The sequence below is a fragment of the Streptosporangium sp. H13245 genome (genome assembly GCF_055690525.1).
Genome location: NZ_JBSZKT010000002.1, coordinates 530110 through 550388 on the forward strand (window position 1 = coordinate 530110; position 20279 = coordinate 550388).

The following is a 20279-nucleotide window of genomic DNA, read 5'->3' on the forward strand; positions in this document are numbered from 1 at the left end:
CTGCTGCTCGCCTGGGTGGCCTTCGCCGCGCTCGTCACGCTGCTCGGCTGACGCTCCTCCCGATACGGCGTCGTACCGGATCGGGCCGCCCCGGGCGTCAGGAACTCTCGCGCGGCAGCTCGATGGTGATCGTCAGACCGCCCTCCTCGCGGGAGCCCGCGGTCACGCTGCCGCCGTGGGCCTCGGCGACGACCCGGACGATCGACAGCCCCAGGCCGCTGCCGCGATCGGAGCGCAGCCGGTCGCCGTGGAGCCGCCGGAACGGCTCGAAGATCGTCTCGATCTCGTAGTGCGGTACGGGCAGCCCGGTGTTCGCCACCACCAGCTCCACCCGGTCGGCGCGCTGCCGGGTGGTCACCCACACCTGGCCGCCGCCGTGGTTGTGCCGGATAGCGTTCTCCACGAGGTTCTGCACGAGCCTCTCGACCAGCACCGGTTCGCCGGAGGTCGGCGCGGGGTCCAGCAGCCGGTGGATGGTCACCTCGCGCTCTCCCGCCTCCTTGCCCGCCAGGTCGAGCACGTGCTCGACCACGTCGGTCAGGTCGAAGGGACGGCGGTCGAGGACCGCCTGCTCGCCTTCCGTCAGGGCGAGCAGGCCGTCGATGAGCCTCTCGTGCCGGGCGTTGACCAGCAGCAGGGACTCGCCGAGCCGCTTGACGTCCTCGGTCGCGTCGGGCCGCCTCACCGCCACGTCCACCAGGGTGCGGTTGATGGTGAGCGGGGTGCGCAGCTCGTGGGAGGCGTTGGCGACGAAGCGCCGCTGGCCGTCGAAGGAGCGGGCCAGGCGGCCGACGATGGTGTCGACGGTGTCGGCGAGCTCCTTGACCTCGTCGTCCGGCCCGGCGTAGGTGATGCGGCCGGTGAGATCGTTGCTCTGGGCGACGTGTCGCGCGCTCTCCGTGACCGACCTGACGGGGCGGAGCACCCAGCTCGCGGTCCGCCAGCCGACCGCCGCCGCGATCCCGGCGGCCACGAGCACCGTGAAACCGCCCACGGTGAGGACGGCTTTGATCGTGTCGGCCTGGTAGACGCGCCTGACCTGCGCGACCCGCTGCTCCGCCACCCGGTACTCGGGTTGTTGCGACGTGTAGTAGGACTCCCCGACCCGGATGTACTGGGGATGCCGCAACCCGTCGCGGGGCTCCAGGCTCTGCCGTACGAGGAAGGCGAGCCCCGCGACCAGGACGACGCCGAGATAGAGGAAGACCGTGCCACAGGCCACGGCGAACCGGAAACGAACACTCTTCCTCATGGAATGCGGTATCCCACTCCTGTGACGGTCTCGATGACCGGTGGATCGCCGATCTTCCGGCGCAATTTCATCATCGTCGTCCGTACGGTGTTGGTGAACGGGTCGGTGTGCTCGTCCCACACCTTCTCCAGCAGCGTCTCGCTGGAGACCACCGCCCCACCGGCGCGCAGCAGCTCGGCCAGCACGCCGAACTCCTTACGGGCGAGCGGCACGTAGCGCCCGTCGCGGAACACCTGCCGGTGCGCCCGGTCCAGGCTGATGCCCGCCCGCTCCAGCAGCGGCGGGTCGGCGGGCCGTACGCGGCGGCCCAGCGCGTGCACGCGGGCCGTCAGCTCCTCGAACGCGAACGGCTTGGGCAGGTAGTCGTCGGCGCCGAGCGACAGGCCCGCCACCCGTGAGCGCACGTCGCCCGCCGCCGTGAGCATGATGATCCGTACGTGGGCCCCTCCGGCGACCACGGTCCTGCACACGTCGTCGCCGTGCACGCCCGGCAGGTCCCGGTCCAGGACGAGCACGTCGTAGTCGTGGAGCCACAGCCGTTCCAGCGCCGCCTCCCCGTCGTAGGCGACGTCGACGGCGAGCGCCTCACCGCGCAAACCCTCCGCGATCGAGTCGGCGAGCATCAGCTCGTCCTCGACGACCAACACCCGCAAGACGCCTCCCCCGGCTCCGAATCGCGCCAGCGTGCCACAGACGGCATAACGCGGACATAACCGATTTCGGTGACGGCAAGGTTATCGGCTGATCGCTGGACTGCTCCCACCGTGCCGGGAATTCCCCGGCCTCGGAACGGGGGACCATCCATGCTCACCTCACCCGGCGGGACCCGGGCCCTGCCCGCCCCGCCAGAAAGAACCGGCCCACGCGACCGGCTCCGCGCCCTCTGTGGTACTCCCGGCGCGCTCGGCGGCCACCGGCTGTTCACCGTCGTGATCGTACTGGCGGCGGGGCTCCGCGGCCTCGTCATGCTCGGTTACGACACCGCCCAGCTCTACTGGTACGACTCCTTCACCTACCTGAACACGGCCGTCCACCTGGAACCCTCGGGGGCGTTCCACCCGGCCGGGTACCCCTTCCTGCTGCGGCTGCTGCTGCCCTTCCACAGCGTGGAGCTCATCGCGGGCGTCCAGCACGCCATGGGCCTCGGCACGGGTCTGATGATCTATCTGGTGCTGCGCCGCCACTCGCTTCCCGGGTGGGGGGCCACCCTGGCGACCCTGCCCGTGCTGTTCAACCCCGCCTTCCTCAGGCTCGAACACGCCGTGCTCTCCGACACCCAGCTCATCTTCCTCATCACCGCCGCCCTGACGGTCCTGATGTGGCGGGCCAGGCCGTCGGCGCGGGCGGTCGCCGTGGCGGGCCTGCTGCTGGCACTGGCCGGGCTCACCCGGACGGTCGCGGTGCCGCTGCTGGGGCTGGTCCTGCTCCACCTGCTCCTGCGGCGGGCCGGACGGCGCCAGGTGGTGGCGCTCGCCGTCGCCGGGCTGCTGCCGCTCGCGGCCTACGCGGGCTGGTACCAGCAGCACCACGGGCGGTTCGCGCTCAGCGGCTCCGACGGCGTGGCGCTGTGGGCGCGCACGATGACGTTCGCCGACTGCTCGGTGATCAGGCCACCGGCGAGGGAGGCGGTGCTGTGCCCGAACGGCACCGTCGTCGACGCCGCGTCCGAGTACGTCTGGGCCCCCGGCGCCTCGCTCAACAGGCTGCCGGGCGGCCGGTTCGCCCACAACGACCTGGCCAGGTCCTTCGCGCTGCGCGCGATCGCCGCCCAGCCGCTGGACTACCTCCGCGAGGTCGCCCGCGACACCTCCCTCACCTTCGCGGCGACCCCGGTCCGCCATCCCCTGCGGATCTCCCCCGCCCTGACGTTCCCCGTCGGCTCCTGGCCGCTGCCCGCCTTCCCGCTGATCGACCAGGTGCGCCACGAGTACGACGGCGACATCCGGGGGATGTCGTCGGTCGAGCCGTACGGGAGCCTCCTGGGCACGTACACCTACCCCGGTGTCCTGCACGGCCCGCTGATCGGCGCGCTACTGCTGCTCGGCGGCCTCGGGGCCGCGGGGCGGCGGCGTCCGGCACTGCTGCCGTGGACGGTGGCCGTCTTCCTGCTGCTCGCCCCGATCGCCGCACTGGACTTCGACCACCGCTACGTGCTGCCCTCGGTCCCGATGGCCTGCCTCGCGGCGGCCCTGGCCGTGGCGGGCCTCAGCCGCCGAGCTCGCGCTTACGCCGCAGCAGCGCGGCGCGGTCGGCGCGGGCCCTGAGCAGGACGGCCACCGCGAGCACGGCGAGCGTCGCGGCGACGGCGACGCCCGCCGTCCCCGCCCAGGTGCCCCTCGCGGCCGCGACCGCGGCCGTCCCCGCCGTCAGCAGGACCGTCGCGGCCACCGCCAGCCAGGCGGCGACCACCCGGTCGAGGGCGAACAGCGGCGTCCTGCGGGTCAGCGCCCAGGCCCCGTAACCGGCCCAGGTCAGGCCGAGCGCGACCAGCGCGCCGAAGGCCAGGTGCGTACGGCCGGGCAGGGCGGGTTCCGTGGCCCACAGCAGGCCGACGAACAGCGCCCCGCCCAGGCCGCCGAGCAGCGCGACGACGTTGCCGATCCGGCGGCGCAGCGACAGCGGCCCGGACAGCCTGCCGATCATGTCATCGGGGTTCATCCTCGGTCATCCCTTCTCCGTGAGCTGGTCGCGCAGCATGCGCCGCGCGCGGGACAGGCGTGACTTGACCGTGCCGACGGGGACGGCGCAGACCTGCGCGCACTCCTCCAGGGAGAGGTCCCGCAGGTAGAACAGCACGAGGACCTCCCGTTCCCTGACCGGCAGCTCCGCCAGGCCCGCGAGCAGGTCGGCGCGGTCCACGAGGGCGTCGGCGGGATCGCCGGGGTCGCCGGACGCCCGTTCCCCCTCCAGCGGGACCTCGGGCCTGGCGTACTCCTCGCGCAGCCGGTCGGCCACCGCGCGCCTCGCGATCGTGAACAGCCAGGGCGCGAACCTGCCCGGCTCCTTCAGGCGCGGCAGCCCGCGCACCACGGCCACCCAGACCTCCTGGGCCACGTCGTCGGCCCGCGAGGGCCCCAGCATGCGCCGTACGTAGTCCCACACCGGATCGTGCCAGGCCCTCACCAGCTCCGCGAACGCCTCACGCTCGCCGAGCCGGCATCGGACCACCAGCAGTTCGTCAGTCACTCCGCCTCCTCGCCCGGGACAGTCGGGAAACGGGCGCGGAAGGTTCACGCGCACTCCGTCAGCGGCGTGACTGCCACGGGCTGCTGTAGTACTTCCTGCCCGGCGCGGGGCGCCCGCCGTACAGCTCGGACAGCGTCACGAACCGGTAGCCCTTGGCGGCGAACTCGTTCAGCATCCGGGGGACGGCCTGGACCGTGGAGGCGTGGATGTCGTGCATCAGCACGATGGAACCCGGCATCGCCCCGGCCGCGCGCCGGGCGACGAGCGAGGCGTCCTGGTCACGCCAGTCGAGCGTGTCGACGTCCCACATGATCTGCGCGAGCCCCAGCTGACGGCTCTCGGCCGCGACCCTGGAGTCGGTCAGCCCGTACGGCGGGCGCATGAGGATCATCGTGATCCCGGTCACCTGCTTGACGAGCCACTGGGTACGGCCCAGCTCCTCCCTGATCCCGGCCTGTGACAGCGTGGGCAACTGCGGGTGGTCCCAGGTGTGGTTGCCCAGCTCGTGCCCCTCGGCCACCATCCTGCGAAGGGTGCTCTCCCCGGCCCCGGAGATCATGCGCCCGACGACGAAGAACGTCGCCCTGGCCCGGTGCCCGGCGAGGATGTCGAGCAGCGGCCCGGTGTAGGCCCCCGGCCCGTCGTCGAAGGTCAGCGCCACGCACTTGATCCGATCGCAGTTGATCTTGCGTGCCCGCGGGGAGACGGGAAGGTCGTCCCACGCCCAGTGCGACTGCCCCGCGCCGGGTCCGGGCCCGGGGACGACGGCGGAGGTGGGGACGGGAGCGGGGACGGGCCCCGCGGAGGCGTCGGGCGCGGGCGAGGGCCCGCCGGGCACCTCGGGGGTGGCGGGTCTCTCGAACCCGGCGGGTCCCACGAAGAGGGGGAAGTCCACGGCCGCCGGTTCCACCGAACCCACCAGGCTGACCGAGGAGGTGCATCCCCAGAGCGCGAACAGCGACACCGCCGGAACAACCCACACCCGCCATATCCGCCATATCCGCATGCTTCCCCCCGAAAGCGCCGCGGGGACGGCGAGCGGCCCGGCCGGGTCCCCCCGCAAGATCATGACCGGGTATTCCACCAGGATGGGACATCGACGGCCGGTTGCCGGTACCGACGCGCCACTTCACGCCACATCCGGCGAGATGCGCACCGTGGTGGCCATGTCTCATCCGATGCGGCCAGTTAGCGCGTTAAAGGTCTCAAAGCAGGCGCTCACCAGGGATCTCAGGAGCGGTCGGGCGTCTCCCGGGGTTCGGTCACGACCATCATGAACCGCAGCGGCGTGTCCCCCTCGTTGGCGTATTTGTGCGGCCGGTCGGCGCTGAACACGACCGCGTCACCCGCCTCCACGAGGTGGCTCTTGCCGTACACCGAGAGGGTGAGCCGCCCCTCGAGGACGGTCAGCATCTCGCGCGTGCCCGGGGGGTGGGCGTCGCCGTCGTGATGGTCGCCGGGGGCCAGCCGCCAGTCCCACAGCTCCAGGATGGCGGGCGCGTCGGTGCCGACCAGCAGGCGCGCGGTGCTGGACTCGCCGTGCGGGAAGGTGACGACGTCGGCGGCGCTGACCACCCGGACCACGGGGGTGTCGGAGACCTCCACCATCCGCGCGACCGTCACCCCGAGGGCGTCGGCGATGCGGGTGAGCGTGCTGATGCTCGGGTTCGTCCTGCCCTGCTCGACCTGGACGAGCATGCCCCGGCTCACCCCTGAGCGCGCGGCGAGCTCGTCGAGGGTCATCTGCCGGTGCGCCCGCTGGGCCCGCACGTTGTTGGCGACCGCGGCGGTGATCGTCTCTGGGTCCATGAGTTCAGTGTAGTGAACTCGATTTGCACTCTGTTGCACTGCATATATTGTTCTGTCAGTACAGTCTATTGAACCGAGGTGTCACGTGACGGCTGTGGTGCTGGCGACGGCCTGCGCGCTGGTGTACGGCACCGCCGACTTCCTCGGCGGCCTGGCCACCCGCCGGTCGCGGGTGCTCGCGGTGGTGGTCCTCTCCCAGGCCGCCGGGCTCGCCCTGGTCGTCGCGCTGCTGCCGTTCCTGCCCGAGGCCCCCACGCTCGCGGCCCTGGCCTGGGGCGCGGTCTCCGGCCTCTGCGGCACGGCGGGGATCGTGCTGTTCTACCGGGCGCTGGCCACCGGGGTGATGTCGGTGGTGGCGCCGATCACCGCGACCGTCTCCGCGGCGCTGCCCGTGCTGTTCGGGCTGGCCGTCGGGGAGCGCCCCGAGCCGGTCGCGCTGGCCGGGGTGGTCCTCGCGCTGCTGGCGGTCCTGCTGGTGAGCCGCGGCACCCCGGACCGGAAGGCCACCCGGGGGTACGGCCCGATCCTGGCCGCGCTCGCCGCGGGCGCGGGTTTCGGCGGGTTCTTCGTCATCATCGCCCAGGCCCCGGCGGACGGCGGCATGTGGCCACTGCTCGGGGCCCGCCTGACCTCGGTCACCTTCATCGCCCTGCTGGCCCTGGGCACCGGCCGCGCCCTGCGCCCCGGACCCGGCACGCTGCGCGTCATCTTCGCGGCCGGAATGCTCGACATGGCGGCCAACGTGCTCTTCGTGCTCGCCCAGCAGCGCGGGATGCTCAGCCTCGTCGCCGTCCTGGTCTCGCTCTACCCTGCGAGCACCCTGCTGCTCGCCCGGCACTTCCTGGGAGAACGGCTCAACACGGTGCAGGTGGTGGGAATCGGCTTCACCCTCGCCGCGGTCGCGCTGATCGCGTCCGCCTGAGCACAACGTCGCGAACTGACTCTGTTGTGTTGGAGCCGGACGCTTGTTACGGTCATCCCCGTGCAGCCCGAGCGGGCGTTCCTCGACTCCGGCGGGCCGTTCGCGCACACGGCTGTCGCGTACGGCTCCGATTCCGGTTTCCTGGAACTCGTCCAGCCCCTGATCGCCGGTGCCCTCCGCGAGGACCGGCGGGTCCTGGTCGTCACGGGCGAACGCGGGCTCGACCTGATCGGTGACGCCTTCGGCGCCGACGCCCGCCTCATCGACCGCCACCTCGCCGAGAAGTGGTACGCCCACCCGGCGCGGACCCTCGCCGCCTTCCACGACTACGTCCGGCAGCGGGAGCGGCCACTGGTCATCGGGGAGCCGGTGTGGTCGGGCTGGACCGAACGGCAGGCCCGCGAGTGGATCCGCTACGAGTCGGTGCTCAACGCCGCCTTCGCCGGAGTCCCGGTCAGCCTGTGGTGCCTGTACGCCGAGACGCTCGACCACGTCCTCCCCACCCACCCCGCGCAGCTGACCGGCACCGGTCTGCGGCGGAGTGACCGCTACGTCTCCCCGGAGCGGTTCGCCCTGCCCGGAGACGACCTCCCCCTCCCCGGCCCGCCGCCGTCCGCGGTGGTCGCCGACTTCACCCTGGAGGAGCTGGGACGGCTGCGCGCGCTCGTCACCGACCAGGCGCGCCGGGCGGGCATGCGGCGTGACCTGATCGCCTCGCTCGTGCTGAGCGCCTCGGAGATGGCGGCCAACAGCGTGGAACACGGGGCGGGGCACGGCCGGGCGACCATCTGGGCGGCCGGCGGCGAGATCGTCTGCGAGATCGCCGACTCCGGCGGTGGCGACCTGGACGTCCCGCTGCCCGGCTACCTCCCGCCCGAGCCCGGGTCGCCGCGCGGCTACGGGCTATGGATCAGCCGCCAGCTCTGCGACCTGGTGCAGGTGCGCGGCGTGGACGGGGAGCTGAGGGTCAGGCTCCACATGACACTGGAGTGAACACGTACGGCCCGCCCCCGGAGCAGGTGCGGGCCGTACGGCGAAACCAGGGGAGACGGGAGGGCGTCAGGCGGCCTGAACCTCCACGGGCACCCAGGGTCAGAGCCCGCCCCCAAAGCGGATGCGGGCCCTACGGTGAAACCAGGGAGACGGGGAGGCGTCAGGCGGCCTGGACCTCCGCGGGCACCCGGAGGCCGCCCTCCTCACGGGCGTAGTCCTCAAGCATGGTGCGGAGCTGGCGCCGGCCCCGGTGGAGGCGGGACATGACCGTGCCGATGGGGGTGCCCATCCGCTCGGCGATCTCCTTGTAGGCGAAGCCCTCGACGTCGGCCAGGTAGACGGCCACCCGGAAGTCCTCGGGCAGGGAGCGCAGGGCGTTCATGACCGCGCTGTCGGGCAGCTGCTCCAGCGCCTCGGTCTCGGCCGACTTGAGACCGCTGGACATGTGGGACTCGGCGGCGGCGAGCTGCCAGTCCTCGATCTCCTCGGTGGCCGAGAGCTTGGGCGAGCGCTGCTTCTTGCGGTAGTCGTTGATGAAGTTGTTGGTCAGGATGCGGTGCAGCCACGCCTTGAGGTTGGTGCCCTCACGAAACTGGTGGTACGAGGTGAAGGCCTTGGTGACGGTCTCCTGGACCAGGTCCTCGGCGTCGGCGGTGTTACGGGTCAGACGCATCGCGGACGCGTAGAGCTGACTGGTGACCGGGACGACGTCCCGCTCGAACCAGTCCTGGCGCTGCTCTTCCGTCATCGTGATCATTGGACCCCCCTCGTGCTCTTCCCCCCATTACCGTCCGGCCGAGGTACGACGCACCCCTTCTGACGGCGTACTCGATGCTCGCAGGCACCTCGTAAGGAGGCCGTTAAAAGCTCTACGTGGTCAGGGGATTGATCTTTGGCTGTGCCAACGGCGGATGCGACACGCTCTACAGCCGGACAAGTCTCAGTATCGTAACATCGTTCCCCTGGTTCGGCAGAAGGTGTGTCCATCATCACATAACCCCAGGTAGCGGCCCATTTTGGGTAGTGAGAAACGTCGATCGTCACGGTCCAGAAACCCGCCGCCGGGTTGAGGACCGCGCCCTGAGAAACTCCGACACCCATCTCCACGTCTCCCCGCTTCCCACGCGTTGGGGACTTAATCTCTCCCTAAGAGACGGACCGGCACACCCCGGCGGTTCACCCCGGTCGCCCTCGCCCGCCCGCTTTCCCTGGCGGATCCCGTACGACTCCCGTACGACCAGGCAGACGGCCGGATCGGCGGCCCGGTCGCGACAGGCGACGCCCAGACCTGCCGATCACGACGCCGGGCGGCCCGTGAACCCGCCGTCGATCACGACACCGGCGGCTCACGGGCCCGCGGCCTCCTCCCAGGGGGTCAGGCGGCCTTCGCCGGGTCGACCTCGAAGAACTTCGCCAGGTCGTCCAGGATGGAGTGCGCCCCCTGGATGCCCACGGCGCTCATCCAGGTGGCGTCGCTGACGTCGTGCTTGACGCCCTTGAGCCTGCCCCAGAGCGGGTTGGCCTCGAACTTCTCCTTGACCGGCCCGACCGCCGGGTCCTCGAAGGCCGCGACGAAGATGTGCTCGGCGTCGAGCTGGGAGATGTTCTCCTGGCTGATCGGGACCATGATGGTGTCGGTCACGGTCGGCTGGTCCTCGGGACGCGGGAAGCCGACGTCCTTCAGCACCAGCCCCGAGTAGGACTTCTCCACGTACAGGCGGACGGTCGGCTCGCCCGCGAAGCGGACGACGGAGACGGTGGGCAGCTCGCCGTCCTTGGCCTTGATGGACTCGCCGATCTTCGCGGCGCGGTCCTGGTACTCCTTGACCTTCTGCTCGGCGAGGTCCTCCTTGCCCAGGGCCTCGCCCACGAGCTTGAGGTTCTCCTTCCAGATGGCCCCGGTGGTCTCGCTGAAGACCGTGGGCGCGATCTGCGACAGCTTGTCGTACAGCGCCTCGTGGCGGACCTTGGCGGAGATGATCAGATCGGGCTTGAGCGCGACGATCCGCTCCAGGCTCGGCTGCTCCAGGGTCCCGACCGACGTGGCCTCCTTGGCGTGGCCGAGGACCGGGGCCAGGTAGTCGGGAAGCTTCTCGTCGATCGCCCGGTAGCTGGTGAATCCCACGACGTCGGTCTCCAGGGTCAGCACCGCGTCGACGAAACTCTGATCGAGGGCCACGACCCGCTTGGGCTGGGCCGGGATCTCGGTCTCCCCCATGACGTGCTTCACCGTCCGGGGGTAGGCCGCCGCGTCGCTCACCGCCGGAGCCGCGGACGCGCCCGCGGTGCCGGAGGTCTCCCCGGAGGTACCGGAGGTGGTCGAACCGCAGGCGGCGAGACCGCCGGACAGCACCACTCCCGCCACCCCGAGGGCCAGGGCGCGCAACGCTCTCATCTTCATGAATCCCTTCACCATGTTAAAGCCAACCTTATTTAGCTTAGCCATACCTAACCTGACATACTCGTACCGGTCCGAGCAAGAAAGAGGAGGTCAGGTGATCAACGCGGTGGCCGTCTCGCGGCCCGCACCCGGCGCGGGTCTGCGAAAAACCCGTCGGCGCCGCCTTTTCGTCCTGACCGGATTGCTCGCCGTCCTCGCGGCGGCGATCCTGCTGAGCCTCGCGGTCGGCGCCAAACCGGTCCCTCCAGCCGACGTCTGGCACGCGCTCACCGGCCCCACCGGCACCGAGAACGACATCGTCGTCCGGTCGCTGCGGATCCCCAGGACCGTCATCGGCGTCATGGCCGGGATCGCCCTCGGCGTCGCGGGCGCCCTCATGCAGGGCCACACCCGCAACCCGCTGGCCGACCCGGGACTGCTCGGCGTCACCCAGGGGGCGGCGTTCGCGATGGTCCTCAGCATCATCGCGCTCGGCGTCACCAGCCCGTACGGCTACATCTGGTTCGGTCTCGCCGGGGCCCTCGTCGCCAGCGCGGGGGTCTTCGCCCTCGGCATGGTCGGCGGCCGGGGCGGCCCCACGCCGGTGACCCTCGCCCTCGCGGGCACCGCGGTCAGCGCGTTCCTGTACGGGCTCACCTCGGCGCTGGTCCTGCTGGACGAGCAGGCCATGGACGTCTTCCGCTTCTGGCAGTCGGGCTCCATCGCGGCCAGGGGCGCGGACGTGGCCTGGCAGGTGCTCCCCTTCATCGCCGTCGGCCTGGTCCTGGCCCTGGTCAACGCCCCCGGCCTCAACGCGCTCTCCCTGGGCGAGGACGTCGCCCGCGCGCTCGGCCAGAACATCACCCTGACCCGGGTCGTCGGCATCGCCGCCATCACCCTGCTCAGCGGCGCCTCCGTGGCGGCCTGCGGCTCGCTCGCCTTCATCGGCCTGATCGTGCCGCACCTGACCCGGCCGCTCTCCGGTCCCGACCACCGCTGGCTGCTGCCGTACTCGGGCCTGGCGGGCGCCGCCGCCCTGCTCCTCGCCGACGCGGTCGGCCGCGTGGTGGCCTTCCCCGGTGAGCTGGAGGTGGGCGTGGTCCTCGCCCTCGCCGGGGCGCCGTTCTTCATCGCCCTGGTACGACGCAGGAAGCCGGTGCGACTGTGACCACCTCCACCACGCCCTCTCCCGAACCTCCCACCGGCCCCTACACCGGCTCCTCCGACACCGACTCCTCCGCTAACAGGCACACCAAGCCCTCCATAGGCTCCTCCGCCGGGAGGCGGGCGCTGCGCGTCGGTCCCGCCTCCTGGCCGCTCCGGCCGCGCTCCGCCGTCGCGGCGCTGGTCCTGCTGGCCGCGACGGCGCTGTTCATGGCGCTCAGCATGCGGCTCGGCGACATCCCGATGAGCGTCCTCGACGTCCTCCGCGCGATCACCGGCGACGGGCCGGACCACTTCGTGATCATGGAGCTCCGGCTCCCCCGCGCGCTGACCGGCGCCCTCGTCGGCGCGGCGCTCGCCCTGGCCGGGGCGATCACCCAGGCCATCGCCCGCAACCCGCTGGCCAGCCCCGACATCCTGGGCGTCACCACCGGTGCCAGCGTGACCGTGGTCGCGGTCATCGTCGCGGCCGGAAACACCTGGGGCGGCACCAGCGGCGCCCTCGCCGAGGTGGGCGTCCCCCTCGTGGCCCTGCTGGGCGGCCTGGCCGGCGCGCTCGCCGTCTACCTGCTGGCCTGGCGCAACGGCCTGGACGGCTACCGGCTCGTCCTGGTCGGCATCGGGGTCTCCGCAGTCTGCACCAACCTCAAGTACTGGCTGCTGACCGTCGGCGACGTCAACGACAGCAGCCGGGCCATGGTCTGGATCAGCGGCTCGCTGCACGGCCGGGGCTGGGAGCACGTGGTACCGGTCGCGATCGCGCTCGCCGTCCTCGTCCCGGCGACGCTGCTCGGCACCCGCTCGCTCGGCGCGCTGCGCTTCGGCGACGACACCGTGACCGGCCTGGGCGTACGGATGAACCTCGCCAGGGGCGTGATGATCCTCGCGGCCGTGCTGCTCGCGGCGACGGCGACCGCCTCGGCCGGGCCGGTCGCGTTCGTCGCCCTGGCCGCCCCGCAGATCGCGTTGCGCCTGGCGGGGGTGGCACAGCCCCCGCTGGTCGTCTCGGCCCTCGTGGGCGCGGTCCTCACCACCGGCGCCGACCTGGTCGCCCGCACCGCGTTCACCCCGGTCGAGCTGCCGGTGGGCGTGGTCACCGCGGTCCTCGGCGCCCCCTACCTGATCTATCTCCTCATCCGTGTACGCAGAGAGGCCCGCCAGTGAGACTGCAAGCCGTCGACGTAAGGCTGGGATACGGCGACCGCGTCGTCGTCGACGGTCTCGACCTCGGGATCGAGGCCGGGACGGTGACCACGATCATCGGACCGAACGGGTGCGGCAAGTCCACCCTGCTGCGCGCCCTGGGGCGGCTGCTCAAGCCCTCCGGCGGAGAGGTGCTGCTCGACGGCAAACGCATCGACAGGATGCCCTCCAAGGAGGTCGCCAGGATCCTGGGCGTACTGCCGCAGGCCCCCTCGGCGCCCGAGGGGCTGACCGTCGCGGACCTGGTCGCCAGGGGACGGCACCCACACCAGACCTGGTACCGCCAGTGGTCCTCCGACGACGAGTCCGCGGTCGGCGAGGCCCTGGCCATGACCGGCCTGCTCGACCTGGGCGACCGCCCGCTGGACGAGCTGTCCGGCGGGCAGCGGCAGCGGGCGTGGATCTCCATGGCCCTCGCCCAGGGCACCGACCTGCTGCTGCTCGACGAGCCGACGACCTTCCTCGACCTCGCGCACCAGATCGAGGTGCTGGAGCTGGTACGCAGGCTCCACGGGGAGCTGGGCCGCACCGTGGTGATGGTTCTGCACGACCTGAACCTCGCCGCCCGCTACGCCGACCGCCTGGTGGCCATGCGGGACGGCAGGGTCGTCGCCGCGGGGCCCCCGGCCGAGGTACTCACCGAGGCCCTGCTCGCGGAGGTCTTCGAGCTGGACGCCAAGGTCATCGAGGACCCGGTGGCCGGGACCCCGCTGGTCGTCCCCATCGGCACCCGGTCCCACCGGCACCCGCGGTAGCGTCCTGAGCACCCGTTCGAGAACGGGACTCAGTACCCGGTCCCACCGGCACCCGCGATAGCGGCCTGGGCACCCGTTCGAAAAAAGCCAGGACGTCCGTCCGGGACACCCCGGACGGACGAAGGCGGGACTCAGTCTCCGAGGAGCGCGTCCACGAAGACCTCGGGGTCGAACGGGGCCAGGTCGTCGGGCCCCTCGCCGAGGCCGACCAGCTTGACCGGGACGCCCAGCTCGCGCTGGACGGAGATGATGATGCCGCCCTTGGCGGTGCCGTCGAGCTTGGTCAGGGCGATGCCGGTGATGTTGACGACCTCGGCGAACACCTGGGCCTGGCGCATACCGTTCTGACCCGTGGTGGCGTCGAGGACGAGCAGGACCTCGTCGACCGTGGCCTTCTTCTCGATGACGCGCTTGACCTTGCCGAGCTCGTCCATCAGACCGGTCTTGGTGTGCAGCCGCCCGGCGGTGTCGACGATCACCACGTCGGCCTTCTCCTTGATGCCCTCGGCGACGGCGTCGAAGGCCACCGAGGCGGGGTCGCCGCCCTCGGGCCCGCGTACGACCTCGGCTCCGACGCGGTCTCCCCAGGTCTGCAGCTGGTCGGCGGCGGCGGCGCGGAAGGTGTCGGCGGCGCCCAGCACGACCTTGCCGCCGTCACCGATGAGGACACGCGCCAGCTTGCCGGTCGTGGTGGTCTTGCCGGTGCCGTTGACGCCGACCACGAGGACCACCGCGGGACGCTCGCCGTGCGGCGTGACGTGCAGCGTACGGTCCATGTCGACGCCGATCTGGACGAGCAGCTGCTCCCTCAGCAGGGCGCGCGCCTCCTCCGGCGTCCGGCTGCCCAGCACCTTCACCCGGGTGCGCAGCTCGTCGACCATCGCCCGGGTCGGCGTCACACCGACGTCGGCGGTGATCAGGGTCTCCTCGATCTCGTCCCAGGCGTCGTCGTCGAGACGGTCGCGGGAGAGCAGCTCCAGGAGCCCCTTGCCCAGCGTGCTCTGTGACCGGGCCAGCCGGGCGCGGAGCCGCACCATCCGTCCGGCGGACGGCGGCGGAACCTCGATCACCGGGGCGACGACGGTGACCTCGGGCTCGACCGGCCTGGCCGGAGGCGGCACGGTGGTCGTCGTCGCGTCGTCGTCCACGACCGAGCCCCGGCCGGGGGCCCTCGTCTCCTCGGGGAGCGGCGGCGCCTCGGGCGGCTCGACCCGCGGCGGCGCGGTCCTGCCCCCCGACCTGAACAGCAGGAGCATGCCGCCCCCCGCCAACAGGGCGATGACGACGATGATCGCGATTATGCCGAGATAGGCTTCCACAAGAGCACAGTTTTCCAGACGCCCCGGGATGCTCCGACACCCCGGTGCTCCTGACGGGCTCGCGGTCTTTCACCGACGGTCACCGTCCGGCTCCCCGGCCCCGCTCTCCCGAGGACCCCGGCGCGCTCAGGCCGCTGTTCTACGGCAGGCCCACCTCCCAGAGCGACGGGAACCGCTGGGAGTGCACCCCGGCCAGGGCGTCCGACCGCCTCCCGGGAGGACCGGAGCGGCCCTGAACCCGAGTCCCGCCGCCTTTCCGGAAGACCTCCCCCGGGAACCACCTCCCCGGCCCCCCGGCAGCTCAGGCGGGCTCGTGTTCCCTCAGGCGCTGGCTGATGACCTGGGTGACGCCGTCCCCGCGCATCGACACCCCGTACAGCGCGTCGGCGATCTCCATGGTGCGCTTCTGGTGGGTGATGATGATGATCTGCGAGGTCTGCCGGAGCTCCTCGAAGAGGGTCAGCAGGCGCTGGGTGTTGGTGTCGTCCAGCGCGGCCTCGACCTCGTCCATCACGTAGAACGGCGAAGGACGCGCCTTGAAGATCGACACCAGGAACGCCACCGCGGTCAGCGACCGCTCACCGCCCGACAGCAGCGACAGCCGCTTGACCTTCTTGCCCGGCGGCCGGGCCTCGACCTCGACGCCGGTGGTCAGCATGTTCTCGGGATCGGTGAGCAGCAGCCTGCCCTCGCCACCGGGGAACACCCGCGTGAAGATCGTCTCGAACTCGCGGGCCACGTCCGCGAAGGCGGCGCCGAAGACCTGCTCGACCCGGTCGTCGACCTCCTTGACCACGAGCAGCAGGTCGCGACGGGTCTTCTTGAGGTCCTCCAGCTGCGAGGTGAGGAACGAGTGCCGCTCCTCAAGCGCCGCGAACTCCTCAAGCGCGAGCGGGTTGACCTTGCCGAGCTGGGCCATCTGGCGGTCGGCCGCCCTGGCCCGCTTGAGCTGCTCGTCGCGGTCATAGGGGACGGGCTCCCCGTCGACCGTCGGGATCGGCTCACCGGGGCCGTACTCGGCGATGAGGGTGTCGGCCTCGACGCCGTACTCCTCCACCGCCCGCCCCTCCAGCTGCTCCAGGCGGAGCCGCTGCTCGGTGCGGGCCACCTCGCTGCCGTGCGCCCGGTTGACCAGCTTGTCCAGCTCGCCGGAGAGCTCCCGGACGCGGATCCTGACGGCCTTGAGCGAGGCGTCGATCTGCCCGCGCGCCAGCTCGGCCCCGTCGCGCTCGCCCGCGGCGGCCTCCAGGGAGGTCTCCAGCGCGCGCAGCGCCAGCTCGGCGCCCCGGACGACCGCCTGGGCCGTCCGGGCCTGCCTGCGCCGCCACTCGCGGCGCTCGGCCGCCCTGGAACGCTCCTCCCGCTCACGCTCGGCGGCGCGCGTCAGCTCGTCGGCCCTGCCCTCGATGCCCCTGACCCGCTCCTCCGCGGTCCGTACGGCGAGACGGACCTCCATCTCGTCCTGCCTGGCCGTCGCGCAGATCTCGGCGAGCTCGTCGCGGAGGTCGGTGGTGGGCTCGGTCTCCAGCTCCTCGGCGCCGACGGCCGCGGCGAGCCGCTCCTCCAGCTCGGCGAGACCGGCCGCGTCGCGGTCGCGCGCCTCCTCCGCGGCCCGTACGCCCCCGGCCAGGCGCTCGCACTCGTCGCGGGCCGCCTTGGCGGCGGCGCCCAGCTGGGCGAGCCGCCTCGCCACCGCGGCGACCTTCTGGTCGGCCTCGCGCTGCCTGGCCCTGATCCGGTCCAGGGCGGCCTGCGCCGCGTTGACCCCGGCCTGCGCATTCTGCACGCCCGTCTGTGCCTCGGCGACCCGCGCCTGGGCGTTCTCGACCGCGAGCTGCGCCTCCGCCTCGGCCTCGGCGGTCTCCTCCAGCTCCGTACCCGCCACCTCGGCGGCGATCCTGGCCCCGGCCAGGTCGGCGGCGGCCTCGTCGAGGGCGGCCCGCATCTGGAGCGCGGAGGTGCCGCCCGCGGAGCCTCCCTCGGCGGCGTGGGCGCCCAGGAGGTCACCGGCCCGGGTGACGGCCCGCAGCTCGGGACGCTGCTCGACCGCCTTCCTCGCGGCCGCGAGGTCGTCCACGACCAGCACGTCCGCGAGCAGGTGGGTCGCGGCGGCCCGCAGCTCGGCGGAGACCGTGACCAGGTCGATCGCCCACTGGGCCCCGGCCAGCGGCACCTGCCCCGGCGAACCCGCCGAGCCCGCTCCCGCCCCGCCGGAGGCGATGACGAGGGTGGCGTGGCCGCCCTCGTGGCCCCTGAGGAACTCGATGGCGTCGGCGGCGCTCTGCAGCGACTCGACGGCGACGGCCTCGGCGGCGGCCCCGAGCACGGCGGCGACGGCCACCTCCGCGCCGGGCCGCACGGACAGCATGGTCGCCACCGGGCCGAGCACCCCGGCCAGGTCGGCGGCGAGCAGCGCGGCGCCGCCGTCGGCACCACCGGCCAGGCCCATCTCCAGCGCCTCGAACCTGGCCTCGAGCGCGGCCACCTGGCGCTGCGCCCGCTGGTCGGCCTTGCGCGCGGCGACGAGGGCGGCCCTGGCGGCGCCGAGCGCGGAGTTCGGGGCCGCGACGGCCGCCTTGGCCTCCTCGACCCCGGCCCTGGCCAGCTCGACGGACTCCCCGGCCTGCTCGACCGTCTCCAGGGCGATCTCCAGCTCCTCGGCGAGGGCGGGGTCGGCGGACGGCTCGGCGCGCTCCTGGCCGTCGTGCTCGGCCCGGGCCTCCTCGGCGCGCTGCTCGGCCTCCTCCAGCGAGCGCCGCAGCCTGCCGATCTCCTCCTCGGCGGCCCCCGCCCGGCTGCGCGCGGCCCCGGCCTGCCCCCTGAGCCTGGCCAGGCTCTCGCGCCGGTCCGCGGCGGCCCTGGCCTCCGCGGCCAGCCGCCGCTCCTCGGCGGCGAGCGCGCCCTCGGTCTCGGCGCGCCGGGCCACCGCTCCGGCGAGCGACTCCCGCTCCCCTTCGAGCAGCTCGGCCAGGACCCTCTCCTGCTCGCGGACCTCCTCGGCCTCGCGCTCGAAGTCCTCGGGGTCGCGCCCGCGCCGCTCCACGGCGGTGTCGGTGGCGTGCCGGTGCCGCTCGGCGGCGAGCCCGGACAGGCCCCTGAGACGCTCGCGGAGGGAGGAGAGACGGAAGAACGTCTCCTGGGCCGAGGCCAGGCGCGGCTGGGCCTCGGCCTCGGCCGCCTCCAGCTCGGACTCGGCGACCTGGCCCTGCTCCAGCTCGGTCTCCACCGCGGCGCGGCGGGTGAGGACGGCCTCCTCGTCGGCCATCTCCCGTTCCAGGGTGGTCCGCAGGGTGAGCACGTCGTCGGCGAGCAGCCGGAGCCTGGCGTCACGCAGGTCGGCCTGGATGACGGCCGCCCTGCGGGCGATCTCGGCCTGGCGGCCCAGTGGCTTGAGCTGGCGGCGCAGCTCGGTGGTGAGGTCCTGGACCCGGGTCATGTTGGCCTGCATGGCGTCGAGCTTCCGCAGCGCCTTCTCCTTGCGCTTGCGGTGCTTCAGGACGCCCGCGGCCTCCTCGATGAACGCCCTGCGCTCCTCTGGCCCCGCGTGCAGCACCTGGTCGAGCTGGCCCTGCCCGACGATGACGTGCATCTCACGGCCGATGCCGGAGTCGGACAGAAGCTCCTGGATGTCGAGCAGGCGGCAGGTGTCGCCGTTGATGGCGTACTCGCTCTGGCCCGCACGGAACATCAGGCGGCTGATCGTCACCTCGGTGTAGTCGATCGGGAGCATGCCGTCGGTGTTGTCGATGGTCAGCGTGACCTCGGCGCGTCCCAGCGGGGCCCGCGAGGAGGTGCCGGCGAAGATGACGTCCTCCATCTTGCCGCCGCGCAGCGACTTGGCGCTGTGCTCGCCCATCACCCAGGCCAGGGCGTCGACCACGTTGGACTTGCCGGATCCGTTGGGACCCACGACGGCGGTGATGCCCGGCTCGAACCGGAGCGTGGTGGCCGAGGCGAAGGACTTGAACCCGCGCAGGGTAAGGGTCTTGAGATACAACGAAACCCCCCATCCCCGGCGCGGGCGCGCCGACCGGCGTGTCACGCGCCGCGTCCCGGGCGCCGGTGAACGCGTCTTCCCTTGTCAGCCCACGGCCTCGGTCACGCGGGAAGACTACCGTTCTTCACCCCCGCCCGCCCGCGCACCGCCTATGGTGCCCTGCATGGACGCGGAACGCGGTGGGGGCGAAGCTCCGTCACACCCATCGGGCGGCAGGGGTCATCTCAGGCGGCGCGCCTTCCTGGTGGGCGGCGGGCTGGCCGCGCTCGGCCTCGGCGGCGCCGCCCTGGCGGCCGGACCCGACGGCATCCGGGGCGCGTACGCCCAGATCGTCTGCGGCGCGGTCCCCGAGCCCCCGGTGACCTCGACGGGAACGCTCCAGCGGAGCCGGGTCGACCGGCGGCGCGTGATCATCGGAATGCCGCCGGGGGCGGAGGACGGGCTGCCCGTGGTGATCATGCTTCACGGGGCCGCGGGAGACGCGCGCACGCCGTTCGACGTCTACGCGGTCGACCGCTACCTGGCCGCGGGGGGCGGGCGCTTCGCGATGGCCTCCATCGACGACTGGGCCTCCGCCGACATTCCGGGCACGCTGCTGCCGTACCTGAACACGAACGGGATGGACACCGCGAAAATCGGCCTGATGGGCTGGTCCTCGGGCGGCGCCGGAGCGCTGAGACTGGCCGCGGAGCTGGGCCCCGAGCAGGTGGGAGCGGTGGTCGCGGCCTCGCCGACGGTGAGCGCCGCGCAGGCCCCGCTCCGCGAACTCGTGGACATCCCGGTCTGGCTGGGATGCGGTGAGCGCGACGCGTGGGCCCGGCAGACCCAGACCATGCTAAAAGGGCTGAAGGCACTGGGTGCCACAGCCGAAGGAGGGATCAGCAAAGGTTGCCAGGACACGGCCTACCGCCGCAGGGTCTTACCCGAGCAGCTGGCCTTCCTGGCACGACATATATGACGCACGTGACGGGTGTGACGTACGTATCGATATGACAAGGGACGCCCCGACGAGGCGTCCCTGGACAGTGTGTTCCGCCCCGGCCCCGTTAGGTGAGGGCCGGCTCACGATCCTGCAGACGGTTGAACTCCTCATCGCGGGTGTTGGCCGCGAGTTCGTCGTTCTGGGCCTGGAGCCGGGTGAGCTCTCCCTCAAGATCACGGATGCGCTGCTGGAGGCGACGCATTTCCGAGACCATACGAGGGTCGGGACCGCCGACGTGGCCGAGTAGAGCCTTCGCCATAGTAAAGGGTCCTCCACGCTGAGTGACCAGACTGGTTCGCGCACTTCTTTGCCGCGGG

Annotated in this window: 18 protein-coding genes; 7 read left to right on the forward strand and 11 right to left on the reverse strand. The window is 72.3% G+C overall.

Annotated elements, in window-relative coordinates:
- Positions 1-97: 97 nt before the first annotated feature.
- Together ACW9TB_RS06265 and ACW9TB_RS06270 are read right to left on the reverse strand one after the other, a co-directional pair.
- Positions 98-1252, reverse strand: coding sequence for a sensor histidine kinase (locus ACW9TB_RS06265; protein WP_472746969.1), 1155 nt, complete (start codon positions 1250-1252; stop codon positions 98-100).
- Positions 1249-1905: a response regulator transcription factor gene (locus tag ACW9TB_RS06270; RefSeq protein WP_472746970.1), complete on the reverse strand. Its 657-nt coding sequence runs from the start codon at positions 1903-1905 to the stop codon at positions 1249-1251. The genes ACW9TB_RS06265 and ACW9TB_RS06270 overlap by 4 nt, the downstream gene beginning before the upstream one ends.
- Before the next feature lie 150 nt (positions 1906-2055).
- Here ACW9TB_RS06270 and ACW9TB_RS06275 point away from each other — a divergent pair, with 150 nt between their 5' ends.
- Positions 2056-3516: a hypothetical protein gene (locus ACW9TB_RS06275; RefSeq protein ID WP_472746971.1), complete on the forward strand. Its 1461-nt coding sequence runs from the start codon at positions 2056-2058 to the stop codon at positions 3514-3516.
- On the opposite strand, the gene ACW9TB_RS06280 is transcribed toward ACW9TB_RS06275, so the two are convergent.
- The 4 genes from ACW9TB_RS06280 to ACW9TB_RS06295 form a co-directional block, all read right to left on the reverse strand.
- Positions 3458-3910 carry a hypothetical protein gene (locus tag ACW9TB_RS06280; RefSeq protein ID WP_472746972.1) on the reverse strand — a complete coding sequence of 151 codons (453 nt, stop codon included), beginning with the start codon at positions 3908-3910 and terminating at the stop codon, positions 3458-3460. The two genes, ACW9TB_RS06275 and ACW9TB_RS06280, sit on opposite strands and share 59 nt — an antisense overlap.
- Before the next feature lie 6 nt (positions 3911-3916).
- A complete protein-coding gene (locus ACW9TB_RS06285) occupies positions 3917-4438 on the reverse strand; it encodes an RNA polymerase sigma factor (protein ID WP_472746973.1) in 522 nt (173 codons plus the stop codon).
- Positions 4439-4496: 58 nt separating this feature from the next.
- Positions 4497-5507 (reverse strand): polysaccharide deacetylase family protein, encoded by a 1011-nt coding sequence (locus tag ACW9TB_RS06290; RefSeq protein ID WP_472746974.1) that lies wholly within the window; start codon positions 5505-5507, stop codon positions 4497-4499.
- Between the two features lie 161 nt (positions 5508-5668).
- Positions 5669-6247: a helix-turn-helix domain-containing protein gene (locus ACW9TB_RS06295; RefSeq protein WP_472746975.1), complete on the reverse strand. Its 579-nt coding sequence runs from the start codon at positions 6245-6247 to the stop codon at positions 5669-5671.
- A gap of 85 nt (positions 6248-6332) precedes the next feature.
- On the opposite strand from ACW9TB_RS06295, the gene ACW9TB_RS06300 reads away from it, so the two are divergent.
- Entirely contained in the window at positions 6333-7169 is an 837-nt protein-coding gene (locus tag ACW9TB_RS06300) for an EamA family transporter (protein WP_472746976.1), read from the forward strand.
- A 60-nt stretch (positions 7170-7229) separates the two neighbouring features.
- On the forward strand, positions 7230-8162 hold the full coding sequence (locus ACW9TB_RS06305; protein WP_472746977.1) for an anti-sigma factor RsbA family regulatory protein: 933 nt from the start codon (positions 7230-7232) through the stop codon (positions 8160-8162).
- 160 nt (positions 8163-8322) lie between these two features.
- Here the strand turns inward: ACW9TB_RS06305 and ACW9TB_RS06310 are convergent, their stop codons facing one another.
- Positions 8323-8919: a sigma-70 family RNA polymerase sigma factor gene (locus ACW9TB_RS06310; RefSeq protein WP_472746978.1), complete on the reverse strand. Its 597-nt coding sequence runs from the start codon at positions 8917-8919 to the stop codon at positions 8323-8325.
- A 618-nt stretch (positions 8920-9537) separates the two neighbouring features.
- Complete coding sequence (locus ACW9TB_RS06315; protein WP_472746979.1) at positions 9538-10557, reverse strand: ABC transporter substrate-binding protein; 1020 nt, start codon at positions 10555-10557, stop codon at positions 9538-9540.
- Positions 10558-10657: 100 nt separating this feature from the next.
- Here ACW9TB_RS06315 and ACW9TB_RS06320 point away from each other — a divergent pair, with 100 nt between their 5' ends.
- From ACW9TB_RS06320 to ACW9TB_RS06330, 3 genes are read left to right on the forward strand one after another with little or no spacing between them, the layout of a single operon-like run.
- A complete protein-coding gene (locus ACW9TB_RS06320; RefSeq protein ID WP_472746980.1) occupies positions 10658-11710 on the forward strand; it encodes a FecCD family ABC transporter permease in 1053 nt (350 codons plus the stop codon).
- Positions 11707-12870: a FecCD family ABC transporter permease gene (locus tag ACW9TB_RS06325; RefSeq protein WP_472746981.1), complete on the forward strand. Its 1164-nt coding sequence runs from the start codon at positions 11707-11709 to the stop codon at positions 12868-12870. The genes ACW9TB_RS06320 and ACW9TB_RS06325 overlap by 4 nt, the downstream gene beginning before the upstream one ends.
- Positions 12867-13664 carry an ABC transporter ATP-binding protein gene (locus ACW9TB_RS06330; protein WP_472746982.1) on the forward strand — a complete coding sequence of 266 codons (798 nt, stop codon included), beginning with the start codon at positions 12867-12869 and terminating at the stop codon, positions 13662-13664. The genes ACW9TB_RS06325 and ACW9TB_RS06330 overlap by 4 nt, the downstream gene beginning before the upstream one ends.
- 131 nt (positions 13665-13795) lie before the next feature.
- On the opposite strand, the gene ftsY is transcribed toward ACW9TB_RS06330, so the two are convergent.
- Positions 13796-14983 (reverse strand): signal recognition particle-docking protein FtsY, encoded by a 1188-nt coding sequence (gene ftsY, locus ACW9TB_RS06335; RefSeq protein WP_472746983.1) that lies wholly within the window; start codon positions 14981-14983, stop codon positions 13796-13798.
- A gap of 301 nt (positions 14984-15284) precedes the next feature.
- Positions 15285-18980: a chromosome segregation protein SMC gene (smc, locus tag ACW9TB_RS06340; RefSeq protein ID WP_472746984.1), complete on the reverse strand. Its 3696-nt coding sequence runs from the start codon at positions 18978-18980 to the stop codon at positions 15285-15287.
- A 163-nt stretch (positions 18981-19143) separates the two neighbouring features.
- Between smc and ACW9TB_RS06345 the strand changes: the two genes are divergently transcribed.
- On the forward strand, positions 19144-19938 hold the full coding sequence (locus ACW9TB_RS06345; protein ID WP_472746985.1) for an alpha/beta hydrolase-fold protein: 795 nt from the start codon (positions 19144-19146) through the stop codon (positions 19936-19938).
- An 88-nt stretch (positions 19939-20026) separates the two neighbouring features.
- Here ACW9TB_RS06345 and ACW9TB_RS06350 read toward each other — a convergent pair whose 3' ends face one another.
- Entirely contained in the window at positions 20027-20221 is a 195-nt protein-coding gene (locus tag ACW9TB_RS06350; protein ID WP_089213397.1) for a hypothetical protein, read from the reverse strand.
- Positions 20222-20279 lie beyond the last annotated feature (58 nt).